Genomic DNA, 13198 nt, shown 5'->3' with positions numbered 1-13198 from the left:
GACAGCTGCGGCTACAACAGGAACGGATTGGTGCGGCGTTCGACGCCGATGCGGCTGCCGGGACCATGGCCGCAGATAAAGCCGACCTCGTCGCCGAGCGGCAGGATCTTCTCCTTGATGGAGCGAATCAACGTCGCATGATCGCCGCCGAAAAGGTCAGTGCGGCCGATCGATCCCGAAAACAGCACGTCGCCGGCATGCAGGAAGGCAGCGTCTCTGTTGTAGAATACGACGTGTCCTGGTGCATGGCCTGGCGTGTGCAGCACTTCGAAGCTGTGGTGGCCGATCTTGAGGACGTCTCCCTCGGAGAGCCAGCGATCGGGCACGACGTTCCGGTAGTTGCCGGCCAACCCATACATGCTGGCCTGTCGTTCGATGTTGGCGAGCAGCGGCTCGTCATCGACATGCGGGCCGAGGATCGGCACGCCGAGCGCCTCCTTCAGCTCCATCGCGCCCCCGGCATGGTCGATATGGCCGTGCGTCAGCCAGATCGCCTTGATGGTGAGCTCCGACTTTCCAACCGCCGCGAGGATGCGCTCGACGTCGCCGCCGGGATCGACGACGACGCCGACCTTCTCTTCCTGATCGAAGAGAAGGCAGCAGTTCTGCTGGAACGGCGTGACGGGAACGATGACGGCATTGAGCTGTGTCACGCTGGCACTCCCTGCCCTCGACGGCGGCGGCAGGCCGGCGAATGACGCCGGCCCATCGCAATCAAATCCTACTCCGCAGCCATCCGCTTCGGCTGCACCTCGGCCATGTAGTCCTCGACCAGCTGGCGGGTGATCGCGCCCGGCGTGAAGCGCCAGTGGGCGATCTCCGACACCGGCGTCACTTCCGCAGCCGTGCCGCAGAGGAAGCACTCCTCGAAGCCGTCGAGCTCCTCCGGCATGATCGGACGCACATTGACCTCATAGCCGCGCCGCTTGGCGAGCTCGATCACCGTGCGACGGGTGATGCCGTCGAGGAAGCAGTCCGGCGTCGGCGTGTGAATGACGCCGTTCTTGGTGAAGAAGACGTTGGCGCCGGTTGCCTCGGCCACCTGCCCGCGCCAGTCCAGCATCAGAGCGTCGGCATATCCCTTCGCCTCGGCCGCGTGTTTGGAGATGGTGCAGATCATGTAGAGGCCGCTGGCCTTCGCCTTGGATGGCGCGGTGCGTGGATCGGGACGGCGGTACTCGGCAAGGTCGAGGCGGATGCCCTTCATCCGCTGCTCCGGATCGAAGTAGCTTGGCCACTGCCAGATCGCGATCGCGACGTTGATGCGGTTCTTCTGCGCTGCGACGCCCATCATCTCGCTGCCGCGCCAGGCGATCGGCCGGACATAAGCGTCGGTAAAGCCTTGGCGGTGGAGGAGCTCGTTGCAGGCGGCGTCGATCTCATCGACCGAATAGGGAACCTGGAAGCCGAGGATCCGGCCGGACTCGATCAGGCGCTCGGTGTGCTCGCGCAGCTTGAAGATCGTTCCACCATAGGCCCGCTCACCCTCGAACACCGAGCTTGCGTAGTGGAGCCCGTGGGTCAGAACGTGGATCTTGGCGTCCTTCCACGGCACGAACTCGCCGTTGAACCAGATCCAGCCGTCGAGTTGATCGAATGGAACGTTGCTCATGCTGCTTCAGCGCCCGGACGGCGCCCTCCCTGACAGATGACGATACAGAGCAGACGCTCGGCCTGCCGCATCATGCGACCGGTCGGGTGATCCGACGCCGTCGCCGCGCCGATGCGGCTTCTAGGCGTCGCCGGATTGGAGCAGCGGATAAGACAGTGCATCGCGGCACCGACCGTAGATCACGGCCGAGCGCTCGGGAACGATGCGAATGCCGACAGACTGTTCCTCCTGCGGCTCGGAGGTGTAACAATAGAGGGAAATTACGTCAATGGTGCTGACCTATTTTGATGGATCTCCGCGTGCCGCCTGATCATGAGGGAGACGATACCAAGACGATCGTCTCCACGCCGCTGCCGACCCGCGGCGAGATCGACTTCCGCATGATCGAACTCATGTTCTTCGCCTATCGCGAGTTTACAGCCGACGCGGACTCGATCCTGGAGACCTATGGCTTCGGCCGCGCGCACCACCGCATCCTCCACTTCGTCAACCGCAGTCCCGGCATGACGATTGCCGACATCCTAGACCTCCTGCAGATCACCAAGCAGTCGCTCTCGCGGGTGCTGCGCCAACTCGTTGACGGCGGCTTCGTGCGTGTGATGCCCGGAGCGGAGGACAAGCGGCAGCGTCGCCTTTACCCGACGGAGAGGGGACGGAAGCTGGCGCTTGACCTTTCGCATGCGCAGGTCCGCCGCATCGACCAGGCGCTGGCGGCGGCAACGCAGGGCCCGTATGTTTCGGTGACGGAGTTCCTGCGGCAGATGGGCAACGATCGCCGCAGCACCCGCGAATGGTTCGAACGCCAGGGCATCGAAGAGGATGGCGTCAATGAGCGAGGTTGAAGCACTGCTCGATGGCGCGGCGTCGCGGCCGGGCGACGACTCCCCTCACCTCCTCGTCGTTGACGACGACCGCCGCATCCGCTCGCTACTGTCCCGCTTCCTCTCCGACAGGGGCTTTAGGGTCTCGACGGCCGCCGATGCGGCGGAGGCACGCAAGATCTTGCGCGGCCTCGAGTTCGACCTCCTCGTCGTCGACGTCATGATGCCGGGCGAGAGCGGCATCGAGCTGGTGCGCTCGTTCCGGGCCGAGCGCGAGGCGCCGGTGCTGATGCTGACCGCCAGAGCCGAAACCGAGGACCGGATCGCCGGGCTCGAGGCCGGCGCCGACGACTATCTCGCCAAGCCCTTCGATCCGCGCGAGTTGCTGCTGCGCATCGTCGCGATCCTGAAGCGTGGCGGGCAGCCGACGACGCCCAAGGTCGAGCATGTGCGCTTCGGGCCCTTTACCTTCTCCTTTTCACGCCGGGAGCTGCGCCGCGGCGCCGACATCATCCGCCTCACCGAGCGCGAACAGGAGATCATGGCGCAGTTCGCCGCCAAGGCCGGCCAGACTATTCCGCGCCTCGACCTCCTCAACGGCGAGGGCGAGGTCGGCGAGCGCACCGTCGACGTGCAGATCAACCGCCTTCGGCGCAAGATCGAGGGCGATCCCGCCAACCCGCTGTGGCTGCAGACGGTGCGCGGCATCGGCTACCGCCTCAATGTCGACTGACGGCTCGCGGCCGTGACGCTCATCGACAGGCTGCGCGCCGGCATCCCGCAGCGCTGGCCACGGCTGAACCTCTTCCAGGGTCCGCTGCGCCCGCTGCCGCGCGTCGCCACGCGCTGGCTGCCGAAGGGGCTGTATGCCCGCTCGCTGATCATCATCATCGCGCCGATGGTGCTGCTGCAGTCGGTGGTCGCCTTCGTCTTCATGGAGCGGCACTGGCAGCTCGTTACGCAACGCCTGTCGGCGGCCGTCGTGCAGGACATTGCGGCGGTGATCGAACTGATTGACGCCTATCCGCAGGATCCGAGCTACGCGACCATTACCGCCATCGCGCGCGACACGCTGGACCTGAATGTCAGCGTCCTGCCGCCCGAGCCTTTACCACAGGCGGCGCCACGCCCCTTCTTCAACATCCTCGACGGGATCCTCGGCGACGAGATCACCCGGCAGATCAAGCGCCCCTTCTGGATCGACACGGTCGGCAATTCCAAGATCGTCGAAATCCGCATCCAGCTGGATGATCGGGTGCTGCGGGTGCTCGCCCGGAGAAACTCCGCCTATGCGTCGAACACCCACATCTTCCTCGTCTGGATGGTGGGCACGTCGCTGGTGCTTCTGGCCATAGCCATTCTCTTCCTGCGCAATCAGATCCGCCCGATCCAGGCGCTAGCGGCGGCCGCCGAAGGCTTTGGTCGCGGCCAGCCGATGCCGCCGGACTTCCGCCCACGCGGCGCCTCGGAGGTGCGGCGTGCCTCGCTCGCCTTCATTCAGATGCGTGACCGCATCGAGCGCCAGATCGAGCAGCGCACCGCCATGCTCGCCGGCGTCAGCCACGACCTGCGCACCATCCTCACCCGCTTCCGCCTTCAGCTCGCGTTGCTGGGCGACGGCGAGGACCAGAAGGAGCTGAACGAAGACGTCGACGAGATGCAGCGCATGCTCGAAGGCTATCTCGCCTTCGCCAAGGGCGAGGCAGCGGAGGACGTCGGCGAACTCGACCTGGAGCGCCTGCTGACCCGTTTCGAGACCGAGGCGCAGCTGAAAGGGAAGCGGATCGAGACGAGCTTCTCAGGCGACCCGCGGATCACCGTGAGGCCGGACTCCTTCACCCGGCTTCTGACCAACCTCGTGTCAAACGCGATGCGGCATGCGGCGCGGCTGCGCATCATGGCCCGTCATGAGGGCCGCTGGCTGACCGTCAGCGTTGAGGATGACGGGCCTGGTATTGCTGCCAAGCATCGCGAGGAGGTCTTCAAGCCATTTGTGCGGCTCGATACGGCGCGCAACATTGATGCGGGCGGAACCGGGCTGGGTCTGTCGATCGCCCGCGACATCGCCCGCAGCCACGGCGGCGACATCCTTCTTTCCGAAAGCCCCCTCGGTGGCCTTCGCGCCGTGGTGCGCGTGCCGGCCTGACCCGTCGGCTGTCGACCATCAATGGCCGATGGCCACGCCCAGCTCAGGCGCTCAGAACATCCGTCCACCGTTTGGAACGTTCTGGGACGGCGCGAGCAGCACCACCTCGCCGCGCTCATCCGGAACGCCGAGCGTCAGCACCTCGGACATCACTGGCCCGATCTGGCGCGGCGGGAAGTTCACCACCGCGATCACCTGACGACCGACGAGGTCCTCAGGCCTGTAGTGCACCGTGATCTGCGCCGAGGATCGCTTGATACCGATCGGTGCGCCGAAATCGATGCGCAGCTTGATGGCGGGCTTGCGAGCCTCCGGAAAGGGTTCAGCTTCGACGATTGTGCCGACGCGGATATCCACCTTCAGGAAGTCGTCGAAACCGATCCGCTCCACCGCCTCGCTTGCCGCCCCTGCCATCTTCAATCCTTCGCGAGTTCACGTGCTCGGTTGACCGACGCGGCGACGGCGCGTGTCATCAGCGCGTTGAGGCCGTCGTCCGCCATCAGGATTTCCAGGGCGGCCTGTGTCGTGCCGTTCGGCGAGGTCACGGCGCGACGAAGCTCTGCCGGCACCTTGTCGGAGCGGATCATCAGTTCGCCGGCGCCGGCGACTGTATGCCGGGCAAGCCGCATCGCGAGGTCCGGCTCCAGCCCGGCCGCCGCGCCTGCGGCGGCAAGTGCCTCGGCGAGCAGGAAGACATAGGCAGGGCCGCTGCCGGAAACGCCGGTGACGACGTCGATCAACGCTTCGCTGTCGACCCATTCGACAGGACCGCTCCCCGAGAGAAGCGTCGTTGTCGCGTCCCGCAGAGCAGGAATCACCGCCTCGTTGCCATAGCAACCGGTGATGCCGCGTCCGATCAGCGCCGGGGTGTTCGGCATGGCTCGCACGACCGGACGAGCACCAAGCCGAGCCTCGATGAAAGCGATGGTCTTGCCGGCGGCGACCGAGATGACGAGCGTCGAGGGCTTCAAAGCGGGCTGGAGGCTTGCCAGCACGTCTGCCATTACCTGCGGCTTCACCGCGACGACCACGACATCCACCGGTTCTGCGGGCACACTTGCAGCAAGACGGACGCCCCGCTCCTCGATCAGCGGACGCACCGCCTCGCCCGGATTGGGGTCCACGATCAGGACGTCAGAGGGATCGATACCCGCGGCGATCCAGCCGCCAAGCATCGCGCCGCCCATGTTCCCGCCGCCGAGCAGCAGGATGCGGCCGAGCCTGGTGCTCACGCTTCACCCACCGTCTCGAACAGCGAACAGGCCATCGCTGCGTCTGCGTCCTTGTTGGACCAGATGACGAACTGAAAGGCCTGATAGTACTTCTCGCAGGCTTCGAGCGCTGCAGAGATCAGCCGCTCCGCCTGTTCGCCAGTCGGCTCGGCCCCGCCGCACAGGAGCAGCGTGTTGCGGTACATCACAGCGCCCTGGTGCATCCAAAGGTCAAAGTGACCGACAAGGAGCTGCTCGTTGATCTTGGACAGGAGCTTCAGCACCTCGATCAGGCGATGCTCCGGGATCTTCATGTCGAAGGCGCAGCCGAGATGCAGTGCCTCGCAATCCTCCAGCCAGGAGTAGGACACGGAGTAATCCGCCCACAGGCCGGCAACGGACATGGCGATCTCGTCCTCGCAGGATCGCTCGAATGCCCAGTCGCGCGCCGACGCCACAAGCTCCACCACGTCGACGGGGTGGGATTGCCGCTCGGCATGTGTATGGCTGAAGCTCATTCCCTGTCCAATTCCTCGTGCCGAACCGGCGCGGAGCGCACTGCTGCGAGCGGCTGCACCGGCATCCTAACGGTGGGTCCGCACCCGCCTCGCGGCGAATCACCGTTAAGAATCAGTCTATAGGCACGGAGTCATGACGCTAAGGGGAAGCCGGGAATATTCATGGGGAAGCCATCCCGCCGGTCGATGGACCGAGTCCGGCGGCCGGTTAAGCGACTCTGCGAAAAGGCCTTTCCGAATCCTTAAAGGCGGCACGAAGCAGTGGATAAGCTGTTGATTGCCGCCACCGCAGCACCGTCAGCCGGGTGAAACGCGCCCGTCATGACGCGAAAGCCCAGATGTCTTCCTCGGTGATCCCAATCCTGTATCCGTTCTGCTTCAGCCGCAGCACCGTCGCCCCGATGTCCGCCGCCTCCAGCGCGCCGATCTCGATCTTGATCATGTCTGGATGATAGCGCGCGAAGTCGAACTGGCTGAACACCATCCAGTCCGCGCCTTCTGCATCGATCAGGAGCACGTCGATGCGATCAATGGCGTTGCGGTCGAGCACCGTCTGCAGTCGCTCGGCATCGATCTCCATGTCGCGCAGGAAGGCGGCGAAGGAGTGGAAGTTGTTGTCCGCCTCGCCCCAGGCGGTCCGCCCGTGCATGAGGTTGGTGGAGGTGATGGAGGAGCAGCCCTGCAGCTCAGCCGGGAGGGTGCCGGCCTCCAGGGCCGCCTCGTCGAAGGAGCGGATGGTGATCCGCCCCGCCTTGTCGGCGATAGCCACGGGCTCGATCATGAAGCGCGAGCGGTCGGGGAAGTTCGCGCGTAGCCGTTCGAGGTTGTAGGGGATCGGCTCAACCAGCAGCGCCCGACCGTTGCGAATGCGCCGGAACCAAGGCGTGACGTCATCGAACTTCTGACCGTCGCACGCGCCAACATTGACCAGCGTTCTGCTACCCCGGCCAAGCAGTGCTTCGATCCAGTAGCGGGCGAGGAGGCGGGTTCCGGCCAGTGCGGGAGCACGCATCAGGATTGCAGGCGGCAACGCCGCACCGAGCGCAATGCGCGCAGCAGAACGAACCAGTGAAGCGAGAGCCATGACGATACCCGACTGTTGAGCGGCGAGGATCCTCCCGCGACGGAAGGATTAGCCGCAGCGACGGCAGTCGGCGCAAGCGCCAGGGTTAAGAAAACCTTTACAAGAGGCTCTAAATGGCCCGTTCAGCAAAGGTATGGTTAACAATCTATTACCGGAGTCTCCTGCATTTTATTGAAGATCGGACGAGGTCATCTTCGGCAGAGCGCAGCAGGCCGCCCCTCGTCCTGACGAAGGGCGAAAAACCCCTGAGTAGGTGCTCGGACGGCACGACAAAGCAGGCGGGCGAGGACACACCATCCGCCACTCGGCTGCTCCGCCTGTTCAGTTGCGCTGCTCGGCACGACAGGCGAAGCTGATCCGGGTCCCGATCCGGACTCACGCCATCGGGATGTTCGGACCGTCACCCATGGTGGGCTCGCTCACCGGCGTCGTGGGCGTTCCCGCACCGACCTTGGCTTCCAAGTCGCTCATGCGCTTCTTCAGCGCTTCATTCTCAGCGCGGGCCTTCAGCGCCATATCGCGCACCGCCTCGAACTCCTCGCGCTGCACGAGGTCCATCTGATTGAGCAGACGCTCGCCCTGGGCACGGAAGACGCCTTCAACCTCCTTGCGCATGCCCTGCGCGGCACCGGCGGCATCGGTCATCAGCCGCGCGAACTCGTCGAGAAAGCGGTTCGGACCTCGGTTGCTCATGGCGTCTCTCCGGATAGCGATCAGACTTTCGAGTTAGTGAGGCCGATCCGCAAAGGCAATGGCAGGTCGAGCCGGGGCCGTCTTCAGACAGAAGTCAGGCTGTCTGCGCTTGACCGGCCGGGGCCAAGGAGCCAAGGTCGCGCCGCTTCGCAATGGGCGCCCGGCGCCATTCTCCGGATCAGGCCCTGATGCTCCCGATCGCCACTCTCGGCATTCTCACCTATCCCTCCATCGATCCCGTACTCATCCACCTCGGGCCGATCGCGGTCCGGTGGTATGGCCTCGCCTATGTCGCCGGCATCCTGTGCGGCTGGCTCTACGGGCGCGCCCTCGTCGGCAATCCGAGGCTCTGGCCAGGCGGCGTCTCGCCGATCAAAGAGACTGACATCGACGACTTCATCCTGTGGATCACCGGCGGGATCATTCTTGGCGGCCGGCTCGGCTCCATCCTGTTCTACGACTTCCCGCGCTACGTCGACGATCCATGGGCGGCACTGCGCGTCTGGGAAGGCGGCATGTCCTTCCATGGCGGCCTCGTCGGCGTCGTCATCGCCATCATCATCTTCTGCGCGCAGTATCGCGTGCCCTTGTTCAGCCTGATCGACGTCGTCGCGGCCTCCGTGCCCTTCGGCCTGTTTTTCGGCCGTATCGCCAACTTCATCAATGGCGAGCTGTGGGGGGCACCGTCCGACGTGCCCTGGGCAATGGTGTTCCCGACCGGCGGTCCAGAACCGCGCCATCCGAGCCAGCTCTACGAGGCGCTGATGGAAGGCGTCATCCTCTGGCTGGTGCTGCGGATCCTGACGCATCACTTCAAGATGCTCCGAAAACCCCGCTTTGTCGGTGCCGTCTTTATTGGCGGTTACGGTATCGCCCGGATTCTCGTCGAGTTCGTGCGCATCCCCGACGTCCAGCTCGGCTATCTCTATGGCGGCTGGCTGACCATGGGCATGGTGCTGTCGATGCCGATGCTGCTCGTCGCAGCCTGGGGCATCATCACCGCCAAGCCGCGCAGCTATGCCGCGCCCGCGACGCCGGGCGCCGCACCGACGGCCCCGTGACAGGCGCTGCGGCCAAGATCACGCAAGCGATCCGGCGCGACGGGCCAATCACCCTGGAGCGCTACTGGGCGGTCGCGCTCTTCGATCCCGAGCACGGCTACTATTCGCAGGCAGAACCCTTCGGCCGCGCCGGCGACTTTGTCACCGCCCCGGACATCAGTCAGATGTTCGGCGAGATCATTGGCGCCTGGTGCGTTGCGGCCTGGCGCGCGCTGGGGAGCCCCTCGCCGTTCGTATTTGTCGAGATCGGGCCCGGCCGCGGCACACTCGCCATCGACATGATCCGGACCGTGCTGCGGCTTGAACCGGACTTCATCAAGGCTGCGAAGGTGCGGCTGGTGGAAACCAGCGACCGACTCGCCGCGCTGCAGCTGCAGGCGCTCGACCGCTTCGACCTGCCGCTGCGACGGGTGCGCCGGATCGAGGAACTGGAGGCCATGCCGACGATCATCGTCGGCAACGAGCTCTTCGACGCCGCGCCGATCCGCCAGTTCGTTTCGCATGACGGGCGCTGGCAGGAGCGCCGCGTCGCCCTGGCTCCGGATAGCCGCTTCGTTTTCGTGCCGCATGACCTTCAAGGCGATCCGATCTCGGCCGAGCTGGCGCGCTGGCCGCTACCGCCGGAGGGCGGGATCCTGGAGCTCTCCCCGCAGCGGGACGCGCTCGCCTCGACGATCGGCCGCCGCATCGCGTCGGTAGGCGGTGCGGCGCTCTTCATCGATTACGGCCACGCCGCGCCCGGCTATGGCGACACGCTTCAGGCGCTGCGCCGCCATGCCTTTGCCGACCCGCTGGCACAGCCGGGCCTCGTCGATATCACGAGCCATGTTGACTTCAGCCGGCTCGCACGGATCCTCGCCGCGAGTGGTCTGGCGGTCGCGCCAATCGCCGAGCAGGGGGCATTCCTTGCCACCCTAGGCCTCCTCGACCGCGCCGAGGCTCTGGCCCGCCGCGGCGGCGCTGACGAGGGTCGCGCGATCGAGACTGCGACACGCCGTCTCGCTGGCAGCGGCGAAGGCGAGATGGGCCGCCTTTTCAAGGTCTTGGCGGCCGCGTCGCAGCCAATGGAACTGCCGCCTTTTCGCTAATGTCCAGTGATTGACTTCACCGAGTGGCTCCACCACCATCCCGCGCCATGTTCGACGATACGCAAACGGCTGACCGGCCGCTGACCGAGGATGACGTCCTCTCGGCCGGCCCCCTCTCCCGCATGGCCGGCATCCGCCATGCCTTCTTCACCCGCCGCGGCGGCGTCTCCAGCGGCATCTATGCTGGGCTGAACGCCGGGCTCGGCTCAGAGGACCGGCGTGATGATGTGCGCGAGAACCGCCGGCGCGCGGCCGCCTATCTCGGCAGCACCGGATCGGACGTCGTCACACCGTGGCAGATCCATTCGCCGGATGCCGTCATCGTCGAGGCGCCGTTCGGGCCGGAGCGGCCGAAGGTCGACGCCATCGTCACCGCGACGCCCGGCCTTCCCATCGGCGTTGTGACGGCTGACTGCGGACCGGTGCTCTTCGCCGACGAGAAGGCCGGCGTCGTCGGCGCCGCCCATGCGGGCTGGAAGGGCGCGCTCGGCGGCGTGCTCGAATCGACCATCGATGCGATGGAACGCTGTGGCGCGAGGCGCGAAAACATTGTCGCGGTGCTTGGCCCGACCATCACGGCCGCCAATTACGAGATCGGCGCCGATCGCGAGGCCGTCTTCGTCGAAGCGGATTCCTCCTATGGCCGCTTTTTCAGCGCCGGCGTCTCGGATGACAAGCGCCAGCTCGACCTGCCGGCCTTCATCGTCGCGCGCCTGGAGGCAGCGGGCGTTCAGGCGAGCTTCGTCGGCCGCTGCACCTATGCCGAGGAGGATCGCTTCTTCTCCTTCCGGCGCACCACGCATCGCAGCGAGCCGGACTATGGCCGGCAGCTCGCCGCAATCGCCATCAGGGCCTGAGAGACGATGCTGCATTTTACCCGCGAGGAATTCGAGGCCAGGCGCGACCGGCTGATCCTCGAGATGAGCGAACGCAAACTGGACGCCATGCTCCTGTTCGCGCAGGAGTCGATGTACTGGCTGACCGGCTATGACTCCTTTGGCTTCTGCTTCTTCCAGTGCCTTGCCGTGAAGGCCGATGGCGAGATGCGCCTCCTCACCCGTTCGGCCGACTTACGGCAGGCGCGGCACACGTCCATTCTCGAGACCATCGTGGTCTGGCGCGATCGTGGCGCCGCCGATCCAGGTCTCGACCTGCGCGACATGCTGGACGACATGGGCCTGCTCGGCGCCAAGATCGGCGTTGAATGGGCGACGCATGGACTGACCGCAGCCAACGGCAAGCTCGTCGAGGAGCGGCTTGGCTCCTTCGCGTCCCTGAAGGACGCCTCGACGCTCGTGCCGATGCTGCGCGCGATCAAGAGCGACGCCGAGATTGCCTATGTACGTGAAGCGGCGCGGCTGGCCGACGACGCCTTCGAGGCGGCGCTACCGCTGATCAAGCCGGGCGCCGACGAGGCCGACATCCTGCACGCCTTGCAGGGATCGATCCTGAAGGCCGGCGGCGATTATCCCGCCAATCCCTTTATCATCGGGTCCGGCAACGATGCCCTTCTCTGCCGCTACAAGTCCGGCAGGCGCCGTCTGGACGAGGACGACCAGCTGACGCTCGAATGGGCCGGCGTTAAGGCACAGTATCACGCGGCACTGATGCGCACCGTGGTGATCGGACGTCCGAGCGACCGGCATCTGGAACTGCACGCAGCCGCCAGCGAAGCCCTGCGGGCCGTCGAAGCGATGATGCGGCCGGGCCAGACCTTCGGCGACGTGTTCGACGCGCATGCTGCGGTGATGGAGAAGCACGAGTTGGTGCGCCACCGGCTGAGCGCCTGCGGCTATTCGCTCGGTGCCCGCTACGCGCCATCCTGGATGGACATGCCGATGTTCGTATCCGGCAATGCCGAACCGATCCAGCCCGCCATGACGCTCTTCGCCCACATGATCATCATGGACTCCGACACGGGAACGGCGATGACGCTCGGGCGCACATACCTCACCACAGACGGCGATCCGGAGCCGCTGTCGCGTCTGCCGCTGGAGCTGTCGATCGTTTCCTGATCACCGCGTCGTCATGCGCTGCGCCGCCGGAATTCGATCGGCGCGAAAGCGGCCGCGTGATCCGAGGCTTCCGGTCGGCCCTCGCGCGGCCAGTTCTTAAGGCTTTGTTGCGGAAATCGCGACAATGATGCTCTTCGGCAATCCGCGGATCGCTCGACGCCGGTGAGGCTATGCTCAGCAGCAGCACTCCCGGCAGGAGGATCATTAGACGAAGAGGATCGCGAGCGATGATGTTGACTGGCGCGCGAGCGGGCCGTTCGCTTTGCCTCGTCCTCCTGCTTCTGTCGGGCTGCCGCAGCTCGGATACGAGCATGGGGATGACGCCGCCGGGCGACATGGCGAGCGGCGGCGCCGGCAGCATGCCGCCGATGGAGATGCCCGGCGGGTCCAGCAACAGAAGCGCAGCCGCAGAGCCGGAGCTTCGCGCTGGAGGCGTCTCAACCGAAATCCAGTTCTTGCCGCTGGTGGGTGCGCCGCCGGAAACGGCAGGCGCGATGGCGCAAGCGCTGTCGCGCGCAGCGGTCTCGCAAGGGATCACCATCAGGCCCTCCGGCGGGCCCAGCGCCCCTCTGCGGCTGAAGGGCTACCTCTCCGCACTGGACGAGGGCGGGCGCACGGCTGTCGTCTTCGTCTGGGACGTTCTGGATCAGAACGACCGCCGCATTGATCGTATCCAGGGCAAGGAGTTGGCTGCCGGCAGCGGCGGCGGTGACCCCTGGACGGCGGTCGGACCTGCGGTCCTCGACGCCATCGCCACACGCACATTAAGCGAGACGACACGTATCGCGGCAGCGCAGGGCTGAGGCTTTACCCTGTTTGAAGGCGGTCGCAGCTTGCAGGGTGTGCCTGCCGCGATCCGCCTTGAATCTTCTTCGGACGGTGTTAAGGAGCGCTGCGAAGAAGGACGGCCCCATCTATGCTGCACTGCGATAGGCCCTGTGGCGACACT

General features: G+C 65.7%; 15 protein-coding genes. 8 read left to right on the top strand and 7 right to left on the bottom strand.

Features of this window, described 5'->3' with window-relative positions:
- Positions 1-11: 11 nt before the first annotated feature.
- Both C0R46_RS06905 and C0R46_RS06900 read right to left on the bottom strand, forming a co-directional pair.
- A complete protein-coding gene (locus C0R46_RS06905) occupies positions 12-653 on the bottom strand; it encodes an MBL fold metallo-hydrolase (RefSeq protein WP_102958869.1) in 642 nt (213 codons plus the stop codon).
- A gap of 68 nt (positions 654-721) precedes the next feature.
- Positions 722-1612 (bottom strand): branched-chain amino acid aminotransferase, encoded by an 891-nt coding sequence (locus C0R46_RS06900; RefSeq protein WP_102958868.1) that lies wholly within the window; start codon positions 1610-1612, stop codon positions 722-724.
- A gap of 299 nt (positions 1613-1911) precedes the next feature.
- On the opposite strand from C0R46_RS06900, the gene C0R46_RS06895 reads away from it, so the two are divergent.
- From C0R46_RS06895 to C0R46_RS06885, 3 genes are all read left to right on the top strand, one after another.
- Positions 1912-2454, top strand: coding sequence for a MarR family winged helix-turn-helix transcriptional regulator (locus tag C0R46_RS06895; protein WP_425349865.1), 543 nt, complete (start codon positions 1912-1914; stop codon positions 2452-2454).
- On the top strand, positions 2441-3166 hold the full coding sequence (locus tag C0R46_RS06890; protein ID WP_198598264.1) for a response regulator: 726 nt from the start codon (positions 2441-2443) through the stop codon (positions 3164-3166). The genes C0R46_RS06895 and C0R46_RS06890 overlap by 14 nt, the downstream gene beginning before the upstream one ends.
- Positions 3167-3229: 63 nt before the next feature.
- The gene (locus tag C0R46_RS06885) at positions 3230-4579 is read left to right on the top strand and encodes an ATP-binding protein (RefSeq protein WP_425349873.1); all 1350 of its coding nucleotides are present in this window, start codon (positions 3230-3232) and stop codon (positions 4577-4579) included.
- A gap of 51 nt (positions 4580-4630) precedes the next feature.
- Here the strand turns inward: C0R46_RS06885 and C0R46_RS06880 are convergent, their stop codons facing one another.
- From C0R46_RS06880 to C0R46_RS06860, 5 genes are all read right to left on the bottom strand, one after another.
- Positions 4631-4993: a tRNA-binding protein gene (locus C0R46_RS06880; protein ID WP_102958865.1), complete on the bottom strand. Its 363-nt coding sequence runs from the start codon at positions 4991-4993 to the stop codon at positions 4631-4633.
- 2 nt (positions 4994-4995) lie between these two features.
- A complete protein-coding gene (gene proC, locus C0R46_RS06875; RefSeq protein WP_102958864.1) occupies positions 4996-5811 on the bottom strand; it encodes a pyrroline-5-carboxylate reductase in 816 nt (271 codons plus the stop codon).
- On the bottom strand, positions 5808-6308 hold the full coding sequence (locus C0R46_RS06870) for a type III secretion system chaperone family protein (protein WP_102958863.1): 501 nt from the start codon (positions 6306-6308) through the stop codon (positions 5808-5810). The genes proC and C0R46_RS06870 overlap by 4 nt, the downstream gene beginning before the upstream one ends.
- 319 nt (positions 6309-6627) lie before the next feature.
- On the bottom strand, positions 6628-7320 hold the full coding sequence (locus C0R46_RS06865) for an FkbM family methyltransferase (protein ID WP_245413455.1): 693 nt from the start codon (positions 7318-7320) through the stop codon (positions 6628-6630).
- 447 nt (positions 7321-7767) lie between these two features.
- Entirely contained in the window at positions 7768-8085 is a 318-nt protein-coding gene (locus C0R46_RS06860) for an accessory factor UbiK family protein (RefSeq protein WP_102958861.1), read from the bottom strand.
- A 188-nt stretch (positions 8086-8273) separates the two neighbouring features.
- On the opposite strand from C0R46_RS06860, the gene lgt reads away from it, so the two are divergent.
- The 5 genes from lgt to C0R46_RS06835 all read left to right on the top strand — a co-directional run bounded on the left by lgt (position 8274) and on the right by C0R46_RS06835 (position 13052).
- Positions 8274-9146, top strand: a complete 873-nt coding sequence (gene lgt, locus C0R46_RS06855; protein ID WP_102959241.1) for a prolipoprotein diacylglyceryl transferase — start codon at positions 8274-8276, stop codon at positions 9144-9146.
- The gene (locus C0R46_RS06850) at positions 9143-10234 is read left to right on the top strand and encodes a class I SAM-dependent methyltransferase (RefSeq protein ID WP_102958860.1); all 1092 of its coding nucleotides are present in this window, start codon (positions 9143-9145) and stop codon (positions 10232-10234) included. The genes lgt and C0R46_RS06850 overlap by 4 nt, the downstream gene beginning before the upstream one ends.
- A 47-nt stretch (positions 10235-10281) precedes the next feature.
- The gene (gene pgeF, locus C0R46_RS06845) at positions 10282-11091 is read left to right on the top strand and encodes a peptidoglycan editing factor PgeF (protein ID WP_102958859.1); all 810 of its coding nucleotides are present in this window, start codon (positions 10282-10284) and stop codon (positions 11089-11091) included.
- 6 nt (positions 11092-11097) lie between these two features.
- Positions 11098-12249: a M24 family metallopeptidase gene (locus tag C0R46_RS06840; protein WP_102958858.1), complete on the top strand. Its 1152-nt coding sequence runs from the start codon at positions 11098-11100 to the stop codon at positions 12247-12249.
- Positions 12250-12476: 227 nt separating this feature from the next.
- Positions 12477-13052: a hypothetical protein gene (locus C0R46_RS06835; protein ID WP_102958857.1), complete on the top strand. Its 576-nt coding sequence runs from the start codon at positions 12477-12479 to the stop codon at positions 13050-13052.
- The last annotated feature ends 146 nt before the right edge of the window (positions 13053-13198 follow it).

The sequence above is a fragment of the Mangrovicella endophytica genome, assembly GCF_002893625.1.
Lineage (GTDB): Bacteria > Pseudomonadota > Alphaproteobacteria > Rhizobiales > Rhizobiaceae > Mangrovicella > Mangrovicella endophytica.
Note: the sequence above shows the minus strand (reverse complement) of the source record. Positions and strands in the feature narration are given on the sequence as shown.

Excerpts from the sequence above, each read along its gene's own strand:
- C0R46_RS06900 (WP_102958868.1), bottom strand. The coding sequence starts at position 1,612 with ATGAGCAACGTTCCATTCGATCAACTCGACGGCTGGATCTGGTTCAAC.
- C0R46_RS06890 (WP_198598264.1), top strand. The coding sequence starts at position 2,441 with ATGAGCGAGGTTGAAGCACTGCTCGATGGCGCGGCGTCGCGGCCGGGC.
- C0R46_RS06880 (WP_102958865.1), bottom strand. The coding sequence starts at position 4,993 with ATGGCAGGGGCGGCAAGCGAGGCGGTGGAGCGGATCGGTTTCGACGAC.
- C0R46_RS06870 (WP_102958863.1), bottom strand. The coding sequence starts at position 6,308 with ATGAGCTTCAGCCATACACATGCCGAGCGGCAATCCCACCCCGTCGAC.
- C0R46_RS06865 (WP_245413455.1), bottom strand. The coding sequence starts at position 7,320 with ATGCGTGCTCCCGCACTGGCCGGAACCCGCCTCCTCGCCCGCTACTGG.
- C0R46_RS06860 (WP_102958861.1), bottom strand. The coding sequence starts at position 8,085 with ATGAGCAACCGAGGTCCGAACCGCTTTCTCGACGAGTTCGCGCGGCTG.
- lgt (WP_102959241.1), top strand. The coding sequence starts at position 8,274 with ATGCTCCCGATCGCCACTCTCGGCATTCTCACCTATCCCTCCATCGAT.
- pgeF (WP_102958859.1), top strand. The coding sequence starts at position 10,282 with ATGTTCGACGATACGCAAACGGCTGACCGGCCGCTGACCGAGGATGAC.
- C0R46_RS06840 (WP_102958858.1), top strand. The coding sequence starts at position 11,098 with ATGCTGCATTTTACCCGCGAGGAATTCGAGGCCAGGCGCGACCGGCTG.
- C0R46_RS06835 (WP_102958857.1), top strand. The coding sequence starts at position 12,477 with ATGATGTTGACTGGCGCGCGAGCGGGCCGTTCGCTTTGCCTCGTCCTC.